Origin of the sequence: Dyella sp., from assembly GCF_051962475.1 — a bacterium.
In the GTDB taxonomy this organism is placed as follows: domain Bacteria; phylum Pseudomonadota; class Gammaproteobacteria; order Xanthomonadales; family Rhodanobacteraceae; genus Dyella_A.
Genome location: NZ_JBQCCF010000023.1, coordinates 26,462 through 46,564 on the forward strand (window position 1 = coordinate 26,462; position 20,103 = coordinate 46,564).

General features: G+C 70.3%; 13 protein-coding genes. 12 read left to right on the top strand and 1 reads right to left on the bottom strand.

Features of this window, described 5'->3' with window-relative positions:
• The first annotated feature begins 451 nt into the window (after positions 1–451).
• The 5 genes from ACTHJF_RS05275 to ACTHJF_RS05295 all read left to right on the top strand — a co-directional run bounded on the left by ACTHJF_RS05275 (position 452) and on the right by ACTHJF_RS05295 (position 7,223).
• Positions 452–1,711, top strand: a complete 1,260-nt coding sequence (locus tag ACTHJF_RS05275) for a sugar MFS transporter (RefSeq protein ID WP_440266212.1) — start codon at positions 452–454, stop codon at positions 1,709–1,711.
• Between the two features lie 94 nt (positions 1,712–1,805).
• Positions 1,806–2,867 (top strand): LacI family DNA-binding transcriptional regulator, encoded by a 1,062-nt coding sequence (locus tag ACTHJF_RS05280; RefSeq protein WP_440266192.1) that lies wholly within the window; start codon positions 1,806–1,808, stop codon positions 2,865–2,867.
• A 115-nt stretch (positions 2,868–2,982) separates the two neighbouring features.
• Positions 2,983–4,017, top strand: coding sequence for an SIS domain-containing protein (locus ACTHJF_RS05285; RefSeq protein ID WP_440266193.1), 1,035 nt, complete (start codon positions 2,983–2,985; stop codon positions 4,015–4,017).
• Positions 4,017–5,171, top strand: a complete 1,155-nt coding sequence (nagA, locus tag ACTHJF_RS05290; RefSeq protein ID WP_440266194.1) for an N-acetylglucosamine-6-phosphate deacetylase — start codon at positions 4,017–4,019, stop codon at positions 5,169–5,171. Before ACTHJF_RS05285 ends, nagA begins: the two co-directional genes overlap by 1 nt.
• A 78-nt stretch (positions 5,172–5,249) precedes the next feature.
• On the top strand, positions 5,250–7,223 hold the full coding sequence (locus ACTHJF_RS05295; protein ID WP_440266195.1) for an alkaline phosphatase family protein: 1,974 nt from the start codon (positions 5,250–5,252) through the stop codon (positions 7,221–7,223).
• A 27-nt stretch (positions 7,224–7,250) separates the two neighbouring features.
• On the opposite strand, the gene ACTHJF_RS05300 is transcribed toward ACTHJF_RS05295, so the two are convergent.
• Positions 7,251–8,990, bottom strand: coding sequence for a sulfatase-like hydrolase/transferase (locus ACTHJF_RS05300; protein WP_440266196.1), 1,740 nt, complete (start codon positions 8,988–8,990; stop codon positions 7,251–7,253).
• Positions 8,991–9,166: 176 nt separating this feature from the next.
• Here ACTHJF_RS05300 and ACTHJF_RS05305 point away from each other — a divergent pair, with 176 nt between their 5' ends.
• The 7 genes from ACTHJF_RS05305 (at position 9,167) to thrC (ending at position 20,060) form a co-directional block, all read left to right on the top strand.
• On the top strand, positions 9,167–11,218 hold the full coding sequence (locus ACTHJF_RS05305; protein WP_440266197.1) for a bifunctional 2',3'-cyclic-nucleotide 2'-phosphodiesterase/3'-nucleotidase: 2,052 nt from the start codon (positions 9,167–9,169) through the stop codon (positions 11,216–11,218).
• Positions 11,219–11,426: 208 nt separating this feature from the next.
• Complete coding sequence (locus ACTHJF_RS05310) at positions 11,427–11,993, top strand: RNA polymerase sigma factor (protein WP_440266198.1); 567 nt, start codon at positions 11,427–11,429, stop codon at positions 11,991–11,993.
• Positions 11,990–13,000 (top strand): FecR family protein, encoded by a 1,011-nt coding sequence (locus ACTHJF_RS05315; protein ID WP_440266199.1) that lies wholly within the window; start codon positions 11,990–11,992, stop codon positions 12,998–13,000. Before ACTHJF_RS05310 ends, ACTHJF_RS05315 begins: the two co-directional genes overlap by 4 nt.
• A 5-nt stretch (positions 13,001–13,005) precedes the next feature.
• Positions 13,006–15,882 (top strand): TonB-dependent receptor domain-containing protein, encoded by a 2,877-nt coding sequence (locus tag ACTHJF_RS05320; RefSeq protein WP_440266200.1) that lies wholly within the window; start codon positions 13,006–13,008, stop codon positions 15,880–15,882.
• Positions 15,883–16,286: 404 nt separating this feature from the next.
• Positions 16,287–17,447 carry a homoserine dehydrogenase gene (locus tag ACTHJF_RS05325; protein ID WP_440266201.1) on the top strand — a complete coding sequence of 387 codons (1,161 nt, stop codon included), beginning with the start codon at positions 16,287–16,289 and terminating at the stop codon, positions 17,445–17,447.
• Positions 17,444–18,424, top strand: coding sequence for a homoserine kinase (locus ACTHJF_RS05330; protein WP_440266202.1), 981 nt, complete (start codon positions 17,444–17,446; stop codon positions 18,422–18,424). The genes ACTHJF_RS05325 and ACTHJF_RS05330 overlap by 4 nt, the downstream gene beginning before the upstream one ends.
• Positions 18,425–18,746: 322 nt before the next feature.
• On the top strand, positions 18,747–20,060 hold the full coding sequence (gene thrC, locus ACTHJF_RS05335; protein ID WP_440266203.1) for a threonine synthase: 1,314 nt from the start codon (positions 18,747–18,749) through the stop codon (positions 20,058–20,060).
• The last annotated feature ends 43 nt before the right edge of the window (positions 20,061–20,103 follow it).

A 20,103-nucleotide genomic window follows, 5' to 3' on the forward strand; every position in this document is an offset into this window, starting at 1 on the left:
CGTTCCCGATGTCCCCGCGCCGCTGCCCGGCGAGGGGTGTACATGGCCGGAGTGTGTTCACCAGATGACAACGTTGTCAACCGTTTCCGTGACATGACTTGCACCGGCGGTTTTCGCGGCGCAGCAGAACCCATGACGCGGCGGTCGCGCCTGACCTGCCCATGACACGGCAGGGCGCATAGCCACGCGATTGGCTCCGATCTGTTCCGCCGCCGCAAGCAATGTCGCGGCGCACCAGCAGTGGCGACTGAGGTGGCCCACCTGCCTCGACGAGAGGAGCCCGGCACATGCGCGGCCACGACGGTCCGGATTGACAACGTTATGCCTGCACGTCCATAAAGCCGACTTCGGGGACGGTGGACGCCAGCGGCGATCCACGGCGTCGCATCACGCATCCGCACACCGCTCGGGGGAGTTCCGCATGTCGTCCACCACGCTCGACGCATCGCCCATGGCGGGCCGTTCCACGCTCGGACCGATGATCATCATCGGCGTGCTGTTCTTCATCTTCGGCTTCGTCACCTGGCTAAACGGGCCGCTGATCACCTTCGTCAAGCTGGCTTTCAACCTCGACGACGTGAACGCCTTCCTGGTGCCGTTCGCGTTCTACATTTCCTACCTGGTGTTCTCGCTGCCGGCCTCGGTGGTGCTGCGCCGGACCGGCATGAAGAAAGGCATCGCGATCGGGCTGTTCGTGATGGCAATCGGCGCCGCGGCGTTCGGCCAGTTCGCCACCATGCGGGTGTATCCGGGCGCGCTGACCGGGCTGTTCGTGATCGGCGCCGGCCTGTCGATGCTGCAGACCGCCTCCAACCCGTACATCTCGATCCTCGGGCCGATCGAGAGCGCCGCGCAGCGCATCGCCTTCATGGGCATCTGCAACAAGCTCGCCGGCATCCTGGCGCCGATCGTGATCGGAGCAGTGGTGCTGAGCGGGATCGACAGCATTGATGCCCAGGTCAAGGCGGCGCCGACTCCCGCCGCGCGCGAGGCGCTGCTCGACGCGTTCGCCGGCAAGGTGCACCTGCCCTACCTGGTGATGGCCGGCCTGCTGGTGGTGCTGGCGATCTGGATAGCGCTGTCCTCGCTGCCGGAGATCAAGCCGGCAGGCGCCAACAGCGAGAAAGCGGTCGGCCATGCCGACGGTGGCCTCTTCAGCTTTCCGCACCTGTGGCTGGGCGTGCTGTGCCTGTTTCTCTACGTGGGCGTGGAGGTGATGGCGGGCGACGCGATCGGCACCTACGGCGCCAGCTTCCATCTGCCGCTGAGCCAGACCAAGTTCTTCACCGCCTTCACCCTGGGCGCGATGCTGCTGGGCTATCTGGCCGGGCTGGTGCTGATCCCGCGCTTCATCAGCCAGCAGCGCTATCTGGCGGTGTCGGCGGTGCTGGGCGTGCTGTTCTGCCTGGGCGCCTACGCCACCTCTGGCTACCTCTCGGTCGGCTTCGTGGCGGCACTGGGTTTTGCCAACGCGATGATGTGGCCGGCGATCTTCCCGCTGGCGATCAACGGCCTGGGCCGGCACACCGAGGCCGGTTCGGCCTGGATGATCATGGGCATCGCCGGCGGCGCCATCGTGCCGCAGGCCTTCGCGCACCTGAAGCTGCACATCGACTTCCAGCTCGCCTTCGTGCTGCTGATGGTGCCGTGCTACCTGTACATCCTGTTCTACGGCGTGCGCGGCCACCGCGCGGGCCTGCGCGCGGACTGACCGGCCGGCATGCAGCCCGCATCCGCGCCCGCCGCCGCCAACTGCCGGTCCGGGTGGGCTACGATGCGTCGCCCATTCGAAGGAGTGCCCTGCGTTGCGTCATGCCACCATCAAGGACGTCGCCAAGCGAGCCGGTGTCTCGCTGAAGACCGTCTCGCGCGTGATCAACCAGGAAGCCTCGGTGCGCGCGGACACGCGACAGAAGGTAGAGCGCGCGGTCGAGGCGCTGGGCTACCGGCCCAACCTGTCGGCGCGCAGCCTGCGCGCGGCGCATTCCTACGCGATCGGTCTGGTCTACGACAACCCGAACGCGCACTACGTGATCAGCCTGCAGGAAGGCGTGCTCTCGGCCTGCCGCGAGCGCGGCTTCGGGCTGCAAATCCATCCCTGCGACGCGAGCTCGCCGCACTTGGCCGAGGAGCTGGCGGCGCTGGTCAAGCGTGCGCGACTGGCCGGGCTGGTGCTGGCGCCGCCGATGTCGGAGCAGCCGGAACTGATCGCCACGCTGAAGGAACACGATGTGCACTTCGTGCGCATCATCGCCTCGCGCGACGATCCGAAGGACGGCTACCCCTGCGTCTACGTGGACGACCGCGACGCGGCGTATGCGATCACCGAGCACCTGATCCAACTCGGCCACACGCGCATCGGTTTCCTGTGGGGCGAACCGCACCACCGCTCCAGCCCCGAGCGCTACCAGGGCTACGCCGACGCACTGAAGGATTACGGTATCGCGCTCAACAAGAAGCTGGTGCTGCCGGGCCGCTACGCGTTCGACGACGGCTTTCGTGGCGCACGCAAGTTGTTCGCGCTGAAGGAGCCGCCCACCGCGATCTTCGGCAGCAACGACGAGATCGCCGCCGGCGTGCTGGCCGCGGCGCGCTCGACCGGCTTGGACGTGCCGTGGGATCTGTCCATCGCCGGCTTCGAGGACAACCCGTTCTCCAAGCAGGCCTGGCCGGCGCTGACCACGGCGCGCCAGTCCACCCGCGAAATCGCCCGTCACGCCGCGCTGCGCCTGATGGCCGAACTGCAGCACGCCGAGAGTGGCGACGACACGCCACCGCCGGCCAACGAGGGCTTCGTGCCCGAACTGGTGGTGCGCGGCTCCACCGCGCCGCCGCGCGGTGCCACGCCGGGCAAGCGCACCGGCTGATCACGCGCGCCGCCGGCAGTCGCGGCGCGCCCTCCATTTCCCCGCTCACCTCGTCCGCGCGGCCGTTCGGCCACGCGGCACATACGTGCGCCCGCCCCCACCGACGGACCGTTCCATGAAAGATGCCAGTACCACCCTGATGTACCGCGAAGCCAACGAGAGCGCCGAGGTCATCGAGCGCCAGCTCGCCCGCAATGCCGGCCTGCTGGCCGCGCTGGGCGAACAGCTGCGCGCACGCCCGCCGCGCTTCATCGTCACCTGCGCGCGCGGCAGCTCCGATCACGCCGCCGCCTACGCCAAGTACGTGTTCGAGACCCAGCTCGGCGTGATCACCGCCTCGGCCTCGCCGTCGGTATCGTCGATCTACGATGCACCGCTGCACCTGGAAGACGCGCTGTTCGTGGCGATCTCGCAATCCGGCAAGAGCCCGGACCTGCTGCGCGCGGCGCAGGCGGCGAAGGATGCCGGCGCGCGCGTGCTCGCCCTGGTCAACGTGGAAGATTCGCCGCTGGCCGCGATGGCCGACACCTGCATCCCGCTGCACGCCGGCGCGGAGAAAAGCGTGGCGGCCACCAAGAGTTACCTCGCCTCGCTCGCTGCCGTGCTGCAGCTCACCGCCAGCTGGCGCGGCGAGGGCACGCTCGACGCCACGCTGGCGGCCCTGCCGCAACAACTGCGCGAGGGCTGGGACGCCGACTGGTCGCCGATGGTGGAAGGCTTCACCGGCGTGCAGAACCTGTTTGTGGTCGGCCGCGGCTTCGGCTTCGGCGCGGCGCTGGAGGCCGCGCTCAAGCTCAAGGAAACCTGCGGCCTGCACGCCGAGGCGTTCAGTGCGGCGGAGGTGAAGCACGGCCCGATGGCGCTGGTCGGCGCCGGCTTCCCCGTGCTGTTCTTCGCCCAGGACGACGGCACCATGGACAACACCGTGGCGGTGGCGCGCGAATTTCGCGCCCGCGGCGCCCGCGTGCTGCTGGCCGCGCCGGGCGTGAGCGGCGAGGACAGCCTGCCGATGGCCTCGGGCGTGTCGCCGCTCACCGCGCCGCTGCTCATGGTGCAGAGCTTCTACAAGGCGGCCAGCGCACTCTCGCTGGCGCGCGGCTACGATCCCGACGTTCCGCCGCATTTGCGCAAGGTCACGGAGACGGTCTGATGGCTGCTTCACTCACCGCCCTCGTCAACGGACGCGTCATGGGCGAGCACGGCCTGCGCGAGGGGCTGGCTGTACTGATCGATGGCGCGCGCATCGCCGCCGTCTGCCCGATGGATGATCCTCGCGTGGCGCAGTCCACCGCGCACGATCTAGGCGGCAAACTGCTGCTGCCCGGCTTCATCGACGTGCAGGTCAACGGCGGCGGCGGGCTGCTGTTCAACGACGATCCCACGGTGGAGACCTTGCGCGGCATCGCCGCCGCGCATCGCACCTTCGGCACCACCGGCCTGCTGCCCACCCTGATCACCGACACGCGCGAAACCATGCGCCATGCGCTGGAAGCGGTGGACGCGGCGATCGAGCAAGGCGTGCCGGGCATCCTGGGCATCCACCTGGAAGGCCCGTTCCTCGCCGGCGCGCGCAAGGGCATCCACGACAGCACGCTGTTTCGCCCGCTCGATGAAGAAGACCTGGCGCTGATTACGGCGCCGCGCCGCGGCAAGGTGATGCTCACGCTGGCGCCCGAATGCGTGCCGCCGGCGACCATCCGCCGCCTCGCCGACGCCGGCGTGCTGGTGGTGGCCGGCCACACCGGCGCCGACTACGCCACCACCCGCGCGGCGCTCAATGCCGGCGTCTGCGGCTTCACCCACCTGTACAACGCGATGACCCCGCTCACCAGCCGCGAGCCCGGGGTGGTCGGCGCTGCGCTGGACGACGCACACAGCTGGTGCGGGCTGATCGTCGACGGTCACCACGTGCATCCGGTGAGCCTGCGCGTGGCGATCGCGGCCAAGGCGCGCGGCAAGTGCGTGCTGGTCACCGACGCGATGCCGCCGGTGGGCTCGGATCGCCCCGACTACACACTCAATGGCCAGACCATCGTGATGAAGAACGGCATCTGCCAGAGCGACGACGGCGTGCTCGCCGGCTCCGCGCTGGACATGGCCACGGGGCTACGCAACCTCGTGCAGATGGTCGGCGTGCCGCTGGACGAGGCCTCGCGCATGGCCAGCGAATATCCGGCCGCTTGGCTGGGGCTGACCGCCACGCACGGGCGCATCGCAGCCGGACAGCAGGCGGACCTGGTCGCGCTGGACGACGTGTTGCTCGTGCACGACAGCTGGATCGCAGGAAACCACGCCGCTCACTGAGCCGCGTTGCCACTCAACTGCAAACAACGCGATGCCATGATGCGCGGCTGATTCGTCCGTCTTCCGCGAGGCTTGTGCATGTCCCTGCTCCGTCGTCTGCTGGTTTCCTTCGCCTGTGTCGCAGCGCTGGCCGGATCGGTGCATGCGGCCGCGCCCCCGCCGCAGCACCGCGTCATTGTGTTCGTCTGGGACGGCATGCGGCCCGACGCGATCAGTGCTGGGGACACGCCGAACCTGCTGGCGCTGTCGCGGCGCGGCGTGTTCTTCACCGACAACCACTCGACCTACCCCACCTTCACCATGGCAAACGCGTCGAGTTTCGCCACCGGCGCGTTTCCGGGGCCGATCGGCTTCTACGGCAACAGCTTCTATGCGCCGGGCGGCGAAGGGCTGAACGCCAAGGGCGAGGCGGCGGATTTCCAGGACCCGATCTACACCGAGGATTACGCCGTGCTGCGCGACCTCGACCGCCACGAGGACGGCGCCCTGCTGGAAGTGCCGACCCTGCTCGTCACGGCGCACAAGGCGGGCCTGACCACCGCGGTGATCGGCAAGTCCGGCCCAGCCTTCCTGCAGGATTACAAGCTCCCCAACGTCGGCGGCGACAACGTGCTGCTGGATGAGAACACCGTGCTGCCGCTGGCCTTCGCTAAGGAGTTGCAGAGCGCCGGCTACCAGCTCCCGGCCCACACCGCCTTTACCTACGACGCCCGCGAGTTACAGCTGCGCGAGGACAACGACGCACCCACCGAAGCGGGCAAGCTGGCCAAGCTCAAGGACGGCGTCACCTCCGACGCCACCGCCGCCGGCGAAACCACCCCCGGCCCGGCCAACGCCTGGATGATGCATGTGTACCTGGACGAGGTGCTGCCCAGGCACCGGCCGGACGTGAGCATCGTGTGGCTGCGCAATCCGGACACCACCCAGCACCAGTACGGCGTGGGCTCGCCGGAGTTCCACCTCGCGCTGCAGGCGCAGGACGCGCTGCTCGGCCAGCTGCAGGCGAAGCTGCGCGAGCTGGGCATGGCCGAGGACACCAACCTGATCGTGGTGTCCGACCACGGCCACAGCAACGTCGCCGGTCCGGCCGCACTGTTTCCGCTGCGTGCGATCAACGACGGACGCGTGGCCGGCATCGACAAGGAGTGGGGCTTCTCGGTCTCCGGCAGCGTGCGCATGGCCGACGACCTGACCCGCGCCGGCTTCCACGCCTACGACGGCGAGGGCTGCATCTACGCGCCGGTGATGAGCGGCATCCGCGCCGACGGCACGCCGCTGCACCCCACCCGCTACGACGACGATGGCAGCGTGTGCGGCAAGCCCGGCCCGTACACCACGCCCAACTACGTGGTCCCCGACGTGCCGCCGAAGGACGCCGTGGTGATCGCGCCGAACGACGGCACCGATTACCTCTACGTGCCCACGCACGATGCTGCGTTGGTCAAGCGCGTGGTGCGCTTCCTGCAGTCGCGCGCCGTGGTCAACACGGTGTTCGTGGCCAAGCGCTACGGCGCGATTCCCGGCACCCTGCCGGCCGAGGCGGTGCACCTGGAGAACGCCCGCCGCGGGCCGGACATCATCATCAGCTACGCCTGGGACGCCGACGCCGTGGTGCAGGGCTTCCCTGGCACCGAGGTGGGCACGGTGTCCACCGAGCGTGGCCAGCACGGCAGCTTCAGCCCGCGCGACGTGCACAACACGCTGATCGCCAGCGGTCCGGATTTCCGGCAGGCCATGCGCGATCCGCTGCCCAGCGGCAACGTGGACGTGGCGCCCACGTTGGCGGTGCTCTTGAACCTGCCGCTGCCCACCGCGCAGGGCCGCGTGCTGCACGAGGCGCTCACCGGTACGCTAGGGCGGCCGCTGTCGGACTACGCGGTGAAGCCGGCGGCGATCCGCCCCGCGCAGCCGGCGACGGGGCTCAAGACCGTGCGTATCGACGGCGCGCCATTGCCCGCCACCCGCTACAGCTTCACCGTGCGGCAGAAACGGCTGTCGTTCGACGGTCGCAGCTGGATCTATTTCGACCAGGCCGCTGCCGACCGCCACTGATCGCGGTGGCCACCGGCCGGCTGTGCGTCACTGGTAGACGTGCAGCCGGTCGAAGATCCACGCGTGGTAGGAGGCGAGCAGATCGGGCCGGGCGCAATCGGTGTACAGGCCATCGCAGCGATCGCGCAGCGCGGTCTCGGCGGCAAAGTACGGATCGGTCGGCAACCCCGCCGCCTGCAACACCATGCTGGGCAGGTAGGCGATGTCCAGCAGCGGGTAGCTGGGCAGCAGCGGTGGATCGACCAGGTTGCTCTTGAGCATGTAGTAGGTGAGGTAGTCCTGCTTCTCGCGCACGCTGGCCGGCGCGTTCGTGGGCAGCGTGCGCGCGAGATCGCGGATCAGGCCGCTGAAGGCCGGCTGGTGGTCGCCGAAGGTCATCAGCACGGTGGGCTTCGCACGATGCAGGAAGTGCGCTTCCAGCTCGCGCATGGCGCGATCGGACGCCTGCAGCCGCGACAGGTACGTATCGAAGTTCAGCGCCGCCTGCTCAGGCAGGCCGTGCAGCAGACCGCGGTTGTACGGCGGCGGCAGCGACGACAGCGGATGGATGTCGTGCGGGCCGTGCTGGGCCAGGGTGAGAATCATCATGAACACCGGACGGGCCGGCTGCTTCACGCGCTGGTACACCTTCCATGCCGCGGCGAACATCTGCGCGTCGCTGCTCTTCCAGGCTTCCAGCCCCAGGTCGTTGACGTCGTAGAACTGCTCGAAGCCGTAGTCGCGGTAGGCGTTGCGGCCATTGATGAAGCCGCCGGCGGTGGGATAGATCGCCACCGTGAGATAACCCAGCCGCTGCAGCTGCAGCGGCAGCGTATCGTGCACGCGCGGCGCCAGCACGTAGGGTGCGTACATGCCGCCGGGGCCGAAGATGCTTTGCGGCAGGCCGGTGATCGAGGCGAACTCGCTGACCCAGGTGCCGCCACCGAACGTGTGCACGCGCAGCGCGCCGTGGGCGCGGGTATGCCTGTCGGCGCGGAACATGCCGACCCGGCACGGCGGCAGGTTGCAGGCGGTGAACACCGATGGATCAAAGGTGCTTTCCTCCAGCACCTGCACGATGTCCGGGTAATGGGCGGCCGGTGCCGGTACCGCCGGCGGTGCGCTGCCGGCCGTATGCGCCCAGTCCTGTTCGGCGAGTGCATCACTGGCACGCGGCGGCAGGTGCACGTCGTCGTCTTCGAGATTGACGAAGAAGTTGGTCAGCTGCGCGGCGTCGGAGAGCTTCTGCCAGGCGTTGCGGTTGTGCACCTGGGCGAACGGCCCGTTGGCGGCCAGCGCCAGGTGCAGCGCGAACACGGTCGCGGCGACGCCCAGCGCCCGCATCGCCAGCGCGCGCGGCCAGCGCTGCCTGGCATCCACCGCCGGCTCACGCCGCCACGCCAGCCACACCGCCAGCGGCAGGCCGATCGCCACGGCCGTGGCGGCGGCCAGCAGCGGCGGGTAGTGCTCCAGCGTCTCGACCAGGCTGGAGCGCACGAAGTAGACGAAGTCCGCCGGCATCAGCGAGGAGTCGAGGTAGCGCAGCTTGAGCTGGCCCAGCGCCTTGAGCAGCACGAAGCCGGCGCCGGTCAACCCCAGCGCCAGCGCCGGCCGCGCCGTCAGGCACAGGGCCACGCCCAGGCTGCACAGCATCACCACCAGCACGAACAGCTGCTGGTCCGGCGCCGGTTCCTGCCAGGCGGTGAAGCCCACGCAGGCGATGAACCAGGCGGCCGCCAGCCACCGGCCCGCGCGCAGGCGCGCCGTGCGGGAGCTAAGTGCGTTCATCGAGTCCGGCCCCTGTGTGGATCGAGCTGATCCGGCGCGAATCTTACGGTGCGATGACAGCCGCGGTGAGTGCCGCAAGTTGGCCCGTTGCCGGCCATTCGGGAAGCGCCCGAGGGAGGAATCGACACGCCGATCTGCTAGCTTGCGCTCCTCGTTTACGCTCGACGGAAATCGCCATGTCCGCATCTCGCCCACGCCACGTATCCAAGCCTGCTCCGAGCAGGCTTGCTCCGGCCAAGCTCGCCCTGGGCGTGCTCGCCGCCGGCCTGCTGGCCGGCTGCAGTGGCCTGCTGGCGCGCCATCCCGCGCTGGCCGACGGCGCGCGGGCCGACGTGGCGATCCTGGAAACCACCGACCTGCACTCCAACATCCTCGGCTACGACTACTACAAGCTCAAAGCCGACCCGACGCTGGGCTACGAGCGCACGGTGACGCTGATCCGCCAGGCGCGCCAGGAGTTTCCCAACACCTTCCTGTTCGACGATGGCGACACCATCCAGGGCTCGGTGCTGGCCGACTACCAGGCGCTGGCCAAGCCGGTGGGCTGCGAGGAGGAGCTGGCGATCTACCGCGCCATGGACAGCGTCGGCTACGACGGCGCCACCGCCGGCAACCACGAGTTCAACTACGGCCTGCCGTTCCTGTCGCAGGTCACCGGCACGCCGATGAACGTGGACGGCGGCGCCTCCAAGCGCTGCGCCGGGCCGCATTTCCCGCTGGTGCTGGCCAACGTGGCCAGCGCGCGCGACGGTAAGCCGCTGTTCAAGCCGTGGGCGGTGGTGAGCAAGACCATTGAGGCCTACACCCCGGACGGCAGCAAGCTGGCGGTGCCGCTGAAGGTGGGCATCATCGGCTTCGCGCCGCCGCCGATTCTGCAGTGGGACAAGCAGAAGCTCGAAGGCCGGGTGACCGTGAGCGGCGTGGTGGAGGCGGCGCAGAAGTACCTGCCGGAACTGGAGGCGCAGCACCCGGACCTGATCGTCGCGGTGCTGCACGGCGGGCTGGACGATCACCCCTACACGCCGGACATGGAAAACGGCGGCTGGCACCTCGCCGGCGTGCCGGGCATCGACGCCCTGCTGCTGGGCCACTCGCACACCGAATTCCCCGGCCCGCACTACGCCGGCATGAAGGAAGTGGACGCAGAGCGCGGCCTGGTGCGCGGCGTACCGGCGGTGATGGGCGGCTTCTTCGGCAAGGACCTGGGCGTGATCAAGCTGGCGCTGGTGCGCCAGGGCGGCCAGTGGGTGGTGGACAAGGCCGACACCCGCAGCCAGGTGCGCCCGATCTGCCAGCCGGCGGTGAAGGGCAAGGCCCCCGACTGCGTAGCGCCGGACCCGACGATCGCCCCGCTGGTGGCCAAGGTGCACGAGGCCGCGATCGCCTATGTCAACACGCCGATCGGCGACACCGCCGTGCGGCTGAGCAGCTACTTCGCCGACGAGGGCAACATGACCGCGCTGGCGCCGATCAACGCCGCGCAGGCCGACTACGTGCGCGCCGAGCTGCCCAAGGCCCACCCGGAGCTGGCCGGCGTGCCGGTGCTCTCGGCCGCCGCCGCCTTCCGCACCGGCTTCGGCGGCCCCGACGACTACACCGACGTGGCGCCCGGCCCGCTCACCCTGCGCAGCGCCGCGGACCTGTACTTCTATCCGAACACCCTGGCCGCGGTGAAAACCGACGGCGCCGGGCTCAAAGCCTGGCTGGAACAGTCGGCGCGCCGCTTCAACCGCATCGACCCGGCCAAGACGGGCGAGCAGGCGCTGATCAACCCGCACTACGTGGGCTACAACTTTGACCAGATCCAGGGGGGCATTGCCTACACCGTCGACGTGTCGAAGCCGGCCGGCGAGCGCATCACCTCGCTCACCTACGATGGCAAGCCGGTGACCCCGGACCAGCCGTTCGTGATCGTCACCAACAACTACCGCGCCAGCGGCGGCGGCCATTTCCCCGGCCTGGACGGCAGCAACATCGTGCTGGCCTCGCCCGACGGCGCTCGGGAAATCCTGGCCCGCTGGATCGAGCGCAAGCAGCACCTCACCGCCGCCGACCTGGAACCCACCTCCTGGCACTTCGCCCCGCTGAAGACCCGCGGCACGGTGGTGTTCCGCGCCGCCGCCGGCAAGCAGGCGGTGGCCGCCGCAGCCGGACTGCACCACGTGCGCCAGCTCAAGGACCATGGCGACGGCACGGCGACCTACGCCATCGATCTGTCCTCGCCCTGATCCGGAGGTAGGGGGAAAGCCGCCGGCCTGCGTTGAGCGGAGGTGACCCGGAGTCGCCGGCAACGGCATTCCGGACGCAAGCCCCCGCGCAGGGATCGCGGCCCTCAGCCTTCCGCATGGACGCGGAAGCACTCTCTGGTTGGCCACAAGCGGCGATGGTTGCGATATCGTGACGACTATCTCTCTGGTCAACACACGGTGCCACCGCATGGCCCTGGGCGCAGCCGAGCCCAAGCAGACGCTTGCCGGCACCGGTCATCCAACCGAATTCGACGGCTTCGTGCGCTCGCAGCGCGAAGCGCTGGTGCGCTTCCTGCACCGGCGCACGCGCTCGGCCGACGACGCCGAAGACCTCGCGCAGGAGAGCCTCACCCGGTTGATGCGCTACCGCGGCCACGCGCCGGAAACCTGGACCGCGCTGCTCTACCGCATCGCCGTCAACGCCCTGCATGACCGCAGCCGGCGCGCCGCCAGCCATTTCGACGCCCAGCACGTCAGCCTGGACGACGAGGCCGGGCAGCTGACCGCCAGCGAACCCAGCCACGAGCAGCGCACCGCCTCGCAGCAGGAGCTGGTGGCACTGCAGCGCGCCCTGCTGCGCCTGCCCGAGCGCTGCCGGCAGATCTATCTGCTGAACCGGATCGAGGGCATGACCTACAACGAAATCGCCGACCACTGCGGGATCAGCGTCAAGGCGGTGGAGAAGCACATCAGCCGGGCACTGCGCCTGCTGCGCGAGCGCCTGGGTGCCTTCAACAGGGAGGTCGAACCATGAACCCTCACGCTGCGTCCCCGCGCGCCAGCGACTTTCCCACCAGCGCCGAAGCCTGGCTTGCGCGCCTGCGCTCGCCCTTGCGTAGCCCGCAGGACGAGGAAGCCTTCGAGCGCTGGCGTGCCGCCGACCCGGACCACGCGGCTGCCTTCGCCGAAGTGGAGTACCTGCACCGCAACGCCGCCCAGCTGGCGGATGATCCGCTGCTGCGCGCGGTAGCACGCGCCGCCCGGCGCGATCTGGCGCGGCGTCCGCCGGCGCGGGTGCAGCGCACCTGGTGGCTGGCCGCCGGTCTCGCCGCCGCGGTGCTGGCGGCGGTCGGGTTGACCCATCTGATGCGCCAGGACGCTCCAGTGGAACGCAGCTATGCCACCGGCACCGGCCTGCCGCAGGCGCTGACGCTGGCCGACGGCACCGAGGTGCGGCTCGATGCGCAGTCGAGCCTGGTCACGCGCTTCGGCGCGCACCAGCGCGAAGTGATCGTGCGCAACGGCCGCGCCCAGTTCCGCGTGGCGCACGACACCGCGCGCCCATTCGTGGTGCTGGTGGACGGCAACGTCATCCGCGACATCGGCACCACGTTCCAGGTCAGCCGCCGCGCCGAGGGCGTCACCGTGGCCCTGCTTGAGGGGCGCGTGTCGGTGAGCCGCGATACCGTGGGCCAGGCCTGGACCAGTGAGCTGGCGCCGGCGCAGCAATTGCGCATCGACACGGACGGCCATGCCGCCGCGATCGCTCCGCTGGACCTGGACCAGGCCCGCAGTTGGACTCACGGCGAACTCTCGTTCGACCAGCGCCGGCTCGACGATCTGCTGCGGTCGATGAACCGCTACTCCACTACCCAGCTACGCCTGGGCGACCCGGTGCTGGCATCGCTGCGGGTCAGCGGCAGCTTCCATGCCGGCGATCAGGACGCGCTGGCCAAAGCGCTGGCGCAGGGCTGGAAGCTCCGGGTCGAACGTACCGCTGCGAACGAGCTCACCCTGCTGCCCGCTGCCGGGGCGCGCTGATCGCGATGCCCCGGCGCCACGCCGCGTTCGCCGTGCCCGGTCGTCGATTCGCCGCGCGCGGGCTCGCGCTGGCTCTGCTCTTTGCCGCTCTACCCGCCGCGAACGCCGTGACCGCGCCGGCAGCGGCCGTCCGCCATTACCGGATCGCCGCCGGGGTTCCGCTGGACGATGCGCTGCGTGCGCTGGCTCGCCGCGGCGGCATCCAGCTGCTGTACGCGCCGCAGCTCACCGCGGGTCGGCACACCGCCCCGCTGGAGGGCAACTTCACCGCCGCCGACGCCTTGGCGCGCCTGCTGCGCGACAGCGGCCTGGCCGCCGACGCCGTGAATGCCGACACCTACGTGCTGCGCCGCATGGGTCCCGCGCCGGTGGCGGCGGGGCAGCCCGTGCACCCGCTGCCGCGCGCACCGCTGGAGAACGTGCCGGTGCCGCTGCTGGCGGTGGAGGTCACCGGCACACATCTGCGCCGCACGGCGATGGAGAACGCCTCGCCGCTGACCGTGATCGATCGCCGCCAGATCGAGCACAGCGGTTACCAGACCCTGTTCGAGCTGCTGCGTGCGCAGCCGGGAATACGCGTCAACAACGCGCCCGTGGCGCTGAGCGACAGCGCGCTGTACCAGGCGAACGGCTTGTCCGGCGCTACCGGCGCGGCGGCGGTGGATCTGCATGGGCTCGGCGCCACGGCGACGCTGTTCCTGGTCGACGGCCAGCGCATGGCCGGCTACGGCCTGTCGCAGGGCGAGTTCAGCCTGGTCAACGACCTGGAGAGCATCCCGCTCGCCCTGGTCGAGCGGGTGGAAGTGCTGCGCGACGGCGCCTCGGCCATCTACGGTTCCGACGCCATGGCCGGCGTGGTGAACATCATCCTGCGCAAGCGCTTCGAAGGCGTGGCGCTGGACGGCAACACCGGCATCTCCTCCCATGGTGACGCCTCGCAGCGGCGCGGCACGGTGAGTCTCGGCACCGCCTTCGGACACGGCGGCCACGTGATGCTCAGCGGTGATTACCTCGATCGCTCGCCGCTGCTGGGCAGCGCGCGGCGCTGGGCTCGCAACGACGGCGACGGCGGCGACGGCATCTACTATTTCGACGGTGGCCAGATCGGCTACGCCAATACCGGCGACAGCTGCACGCAGACCGCACTGGACGGCCCGTGCACCAACCTCATCGGCCCGCTGACCAGCCTGCAGACCGAGCTGCAAAGCCGCTCGCTGCTGGCCCACGTCGACCACCCGATCGGCTCGCTGGAGGCCTACGCCGACCTGCGCTGGAACATGGTGCGCCAACATCAGCAGACCGGTCCGGCGACCGAGCAACTGCGGGTGTTCACGCCCGCAACGGGTAGCAGCAGGGTGGTCAACTATGCGTTCAGCGACGTGGGGCCGATCCTCGACGCCACCCAGTCACGCAGCACCCAGCTCAGCGCGGGCCTGCGCGGCCACCCCGGCGACTGGCAGTGGGACCTGCGGCTGGACGACCAGCACAACACCGGCACGGATCGCGTGCGCGGCCTGCTGCGCACCAGCGTGCTCGACCAGGCGCTGGCCGACGGCAGCTACCAGCCCGGCGGCCGCAACGACCCCGCGCTGCTCGCCGCACTGTCGCCCGAACTGCTGCGTACCGGTCGCACCAGCCAGAGCGGTTTCAGCCTGCGCGCGGACGGTCCGCTGGCGCAGTGGCGGCTGGGTGAAGTGGGGCTGGCCACCGGTATCGAGGGTTACCGCGAGCAGTTGGACGACCAGCCCGATCCGCTGCTGATCGCCAACGACGTGTTCCAGTTCCAGCCGCCGTACGTGCGCCGGGGCGATCGCTGGATCTCCGCCGCGTACGTGGAAATGGAGTCGCCCCTGGCCAAGGGGCTCACCGCCAACATCGCCGCCCGCGCCGATCACAGCAGCGGCTTCGGCTGGGCGTTCTCGCCACGGCTGGGGCTGAAATGGGATGTGTCAGACAGCGTAAGTCTGCGCGGCACCCTCGCCCGCGGCTACCGCGCGCCGACCCTGCCCGAGCTCGATCGGCCACAGGCCTTGCTGCCCACCGGCGTACGCGTGGAAGTACCCGACGCGCTGCTGCCTTGCGTCGGCGCCCGGCCGAGCGGCGGCGGCTATTCGCGATGTACGCTGCGGCTGGACAGCGTCAGCAATCCCGGTCTGCAGCCGGAGCGCTCGCGCAGCCTCACCTTCGGCGTGGTGCTGGCGCCCACGCCGGCGCTGGGCATCGCGCTGGACCTCTACCAGGTCGACCGCCGCCACGAGATCCGGGCCCTGCCGGTGTCCTACGCGCTCGACCATCCGGACGCCTATCCGGAGCTGTTCCGGCGCGACGACCAGGGCGTGCTGTACGCCTTCGACCAGCAACTGGTGAATCTGGGCAAGACAACGGTGCGCTCGTTCGACCTGGACGTGCGCTACCGGCTCGACACCGCCCGGTTGGGCAGCTTCAGCTTCAACCTGGGTGTGGACTGGCTGGCCAGGCTGCGCCGGCAGATCGAGCCGGCGGCCACGCCCGAGCCCTACGACGGCTACGCCGACCAGCCCAAGGCCACCGCGCTGGCTGGCGTGGAGTGGTCGTACGGTGACTGGATCAGCACCGCCAACCTGCGCTACACGGGGCGCTACGCCTACCAAGCCAGCGCAAACAGCCCGCTGGTCTGTCCCGACGAGCAGCGCGCCGCCGACCACTGCAGCACGCCCGCGTTCACCCTGCTCGATCTCAACCTGGATTACGGCGGCTTTGCACGCTGGCGCATCGGCATCAACGTGCACAACGTGCTCGATCACCGGCCGCGGTACTACGGTCGATCCTCGCTCGCCTACAGCCCGTCGTTCGACGACGTGGTGGGGCGCTACGTGCTGCTCAGCGTGCACTACCAGCGCTGAGGGTGTGCCTCGCGGCGCGCCGTCGCTGCGTCCGGCAATGATCGCCCCCCGGCATGCGCGCAGCGAGCGCGATGCACGTCACGCCGCGCCGATGGTTGCAAATGCACCTGTTGACCGCGTTGCAACATCGCCCGTAACGTCGAGCGCATGTCGATCGACAACGCCCCTGCCAGCCTTCGCCCCGCTCGCCTCCCCGGCGTGGTGCGCTGCGCTGGCGGGCGCTGCGTCGACACCCTCTTCCTTGCCACGACCATTACCACCACGACCATTACCACTCGGTCGGGGTGGGTGTCCGTGCGCGATTAGCTTCACCATCACGCAACGGCCCCGCCCTCGACGAGGCGGGCCGGCGTGCACCACACCGATACCGCCAGAAGAGCACGGGGCCTCATCCGGAGGCTTACGTGAATACCTGCGCACCGCAGCTGCTCGAACACCCCAAACCGTTACCGGCGGCATTCGCGCCGGTGGCTCCCTCGATGCGTTGCCGCGAACTGGCTGTCGGCGTGATCGGTCCCGGTCGCGTGGGCAGTGCCCTGCTCGACCAGCTGCGCGCCGCCCAGCCCCGGCTGGAACGCGAAGGCCGCCTGCGCCTGCGCCTGTGCGGCGTGGTCGCCAGCAGGCGCATGTGGCTGGACTGCGACGACACCGAGCTCAACGGCCGCGCCGGCGGTGCGCAGGTGTGGCGACCGAACGATCTCGATGCCTTTGCCGCCCACGTGCGTGGGGGCGCCGAGCCGCGCGACGCCCTGCTGATCGACTGCAGCGCCAGCGATGCAGTGGCCTCGCGCTACGCCGACTGGCTGGCCGCCGGCGTGCACGTGGTGACCCCGAACAAGCTCGCCGGCAGCGGCGCGCTGGAACGCTGGCAGGCGATCCGCCACGCCAGCGCCGCCAGCGGCGCGCGCTTCCGCTACGAGGCCACCGTGTGCGCCGGCCTGCCGGTGGTGCAGACGCTGCGCGACCTGCTCGACACCGGCGACGAGCTGCTCGCGGTGGAAGGCATGTTCTCCGGCACGCTGGCCTGGCTGTGCAACCGCCACGACGGGGCGCAGCCGTTCTCCGCATTGGTGCGAGAGGCCCATGCGCTGGGCTATACCGAGCCCGATCCGCGCGACGATCTTTCCGGCATGGATGTGGCGCGCAAGCTGGTGATCCTCGCCCGCGAGGCCGGCTGGGCGCTGTCGCTGGATGACGTGGCGGTGGAAAGCCTGGTGCCGGAATCGCTCGCCGCGCTCACGCGCGACGCATTCCTGGAACGCCTGGACGCCCTGGATGCGCCGATGGCCGCCCGCCTCGCCGAGGCCCGCGCCGAAGACGGCGTGCTGCGCCACGTCGCCCACCTCGACGCCCGCGGACGCGCCAGCGTGAGGCTCGCCGTGCTGCCGGCCGCGCACGCGTTCGCCCATTCGCGGCTCACCGACAACGTGGTGCAGTTCACCACCCGTCGCTACTGCGATAATCCGCTGCTGGTGCAGGGGCCGGGTGCCGGTCCCGAAGTCACCGCCGCCGGCATCTTCGCCGACCTGCTGCGCATCGCCGAGTCGCTGGAGCTGCGCGCATGAACGCCCAACTGCGAGACCGCATGACCACCGCCCCGCAACGCGCCCTGCACGCCTCCGCCTTCGCCCCCGCCTGCGTGGGCAACGTGGGCGTGGGCTTCGACATCCTCGGCCACTCGATGGCCGGCGCCGGCGATCGCGCCGAGGTGCGCCGCATCGACGAGCCGGTGTTGCGCATCGCCGCGATCCACGGCGTGGTCACCGAGCTGCCGCTCGACCCGATGCGCAACACCGCCGGCATGGCGCTGGTGTCGCTGCGCAAGGCGCTGGGCCTGGCGCACGGCTTCGAGCTGACGTTGCACAAGGGCATCGCGCTGGGCTCGGGCATGGCCGGCTCGGCCGCCTCCTGCGTGGCCGCACTGGTCGCCGCCAACGCCCTGCTGGAAAAGCCGCTGCCACCCGAATCGCTGTACGGCTTTGCGCTGGACGGCGAAGCGGTGGCCAGCGGCAGCCGTCACGGCGACAACATCGGCCCGATGCTGCTCGGCGGCCTGGTGCTGGCCACGCACGACCGGCTGGTGCGCATTCCGGTGCCGGCCAGCTGGCACTGCGCGCTGGTGCACCCGCACTTCGTGCTGGAAACGCGCAAAGCACGCGCCGCGCTGGCCGGCGACTATCCGCTGGGCAGCTTCGTCAGCCAGAGCGCCAACCTCGCGCTGGTGCTCGCCGGTTGCTACCGCGGCGACGCGACGTTGGTGCGCGAAGGCCTGAAGGACGTATTGGTGGAACCGCGCCGCGCGCCGCTGGTACCGAACTTCGCCCGCGTGAAGCAGGCGGCGATGGACCACCACGCCATGGGCGCCAGCATCTCCGGCGCCGGTCCCAGCGTGTTCGGCTGGTACGAGCAGCGCGCCGAGGCCGAGCGTGCGGCGGCCGCCATGCGCGCCGCCTTTGCCGAAGCGGGACTGGACAGCGACGCGTTCGTCGCGCCCGTCGATGGGCCGGCGGCCAGCGTGCTCGAGGTCGGGGGCGGCGAATGAGCGGGCGGGATGCCCGTGCGACGGGGTTGATGACCTCCCGCGCAGCGGGCGCGACGATCGCATCCAGACGCACCGCGCGAAGGCCGGCTCCTTCGCCAGGTAAGCCTGGTCGCAGCGTGGGACTCCGCCCCTGTCCCCAACCCCCATCGCCCTCATTCCCGCGAAAGCGGAAATCCATCGTGCTCTGCCACACCTTGAAAATGGATTCCCGCTTTCGCGGGAATGACGGCACGGAAAAGCATCGCGTTGCAGGGAATCACCCGCCTTGGCGACGCACGGCAGTAGGCAACGCACATCGCATCACCCCATGCGCGAGGCGCGCATGAGCACCACCCCTCGCTACATCAGCACCCGCGGCAGCAGTCCGGCCGCAACCGTGAGCGACGCCATCGCCGCCGGGCTCGCGCCCGACGGCGGTCTATATGTGCCGGAGACCATGCCGCAGCTCGACGCGGACGGCTTCGATCCCCACGGCTCCCTCGCCGACACCGCCGCCACCCTGCTCGCACCGTTCTTCGCCGGCGATCCGCTGGCCGCCGCGCTGCCGGCGATCTGCGCCGAGGCGCTGGATTTCCCGGTACCGCATCGCGCGCTGCCCGCCGATGGCGCCCACGTGCTGGAGCTGTTCCACGGCCCCACTGCGGCGTTCAAGGACGTCGGCGCGCGCTTCCTCGCCGCCTGCCTGGCGCACCTGCCGCGCCACGATGCGCGACCGCTGACCATCCTGGTCGCCACCTCGGGCGATACCGGCGCGGCGGTCGGTGCGGCGTTCCACGGTAGGCCTGGTGTGCGCGTGGTGATCCTGTACCCGGACGGCAAGGTGTCGCCGCGCCAGGCGCACCAGCTCGGCTGCTTCGGCGGCAACGTCACCGCGCTGCGCGTGGCGGGGCGCTTCGACGACTGCCAGCGCATGGTGAAAGCCGCTCTCAACGATCCCGCGCTGCAGGCCGCGGTGCCGCTCTCCTCGGCCAACAGCATCAGCCTCGGCCGTCTGCTGCCGCAGATGAGCTATTACGCGCACACCGCGCTGGCGTGGTGGCGCGACCGAGGGCAGCCGCTGAACCTGATCGTGCCCACCGGCAATCTCGGCAACGCCTTGGCCGCGCTGTGGGTGCGCGCGCTCGGCCTGCCGATCGGCCGCGTGCGTCTGGCCTGCAACGCCAACGCCACCCTGCCGGAATTCCTCGGCGGCGCCGACTACCGGCCGCGCGAAGCGGTGGCCACCATCGCCAACGCGATGGACGTGGGGGCGCCCAGCAATGTCGAGCGCCTGCGCTGGCTGTTCGATGACGCCACCCTGCGCCACGAGCTGCCTGCCACCTGCGTGGACGACGACGCCATCCGCGCCACCATTGCCCGTCATGCCAGCGAGCATGGCGAGGTGTTCTGCCCGCACACCGCCACCGCCGTGCACGTGCTCGATACGCTGCGCGCAGCGGGCGACCGCGACGACTGGACGGTGGTCGCCACCGCCCACCCGGCCAAGTTCGAGAGCGTGGTGGAGCCGCTGATCGGGCGTCCGGTCGCGGTGCCCGCCGCGCTGGCGGCGATGCTGGCGCGCCCGGCCCACGCCACGCCGCTGCCTGCCACGGAGGCGGCGCTGGACGAGCTACTGCGGGCCTTGCCGGGCGGCTGATCCGGTCGGGCACTGTCGCCCGCGGGTGGTGGCGTAGGAAAAT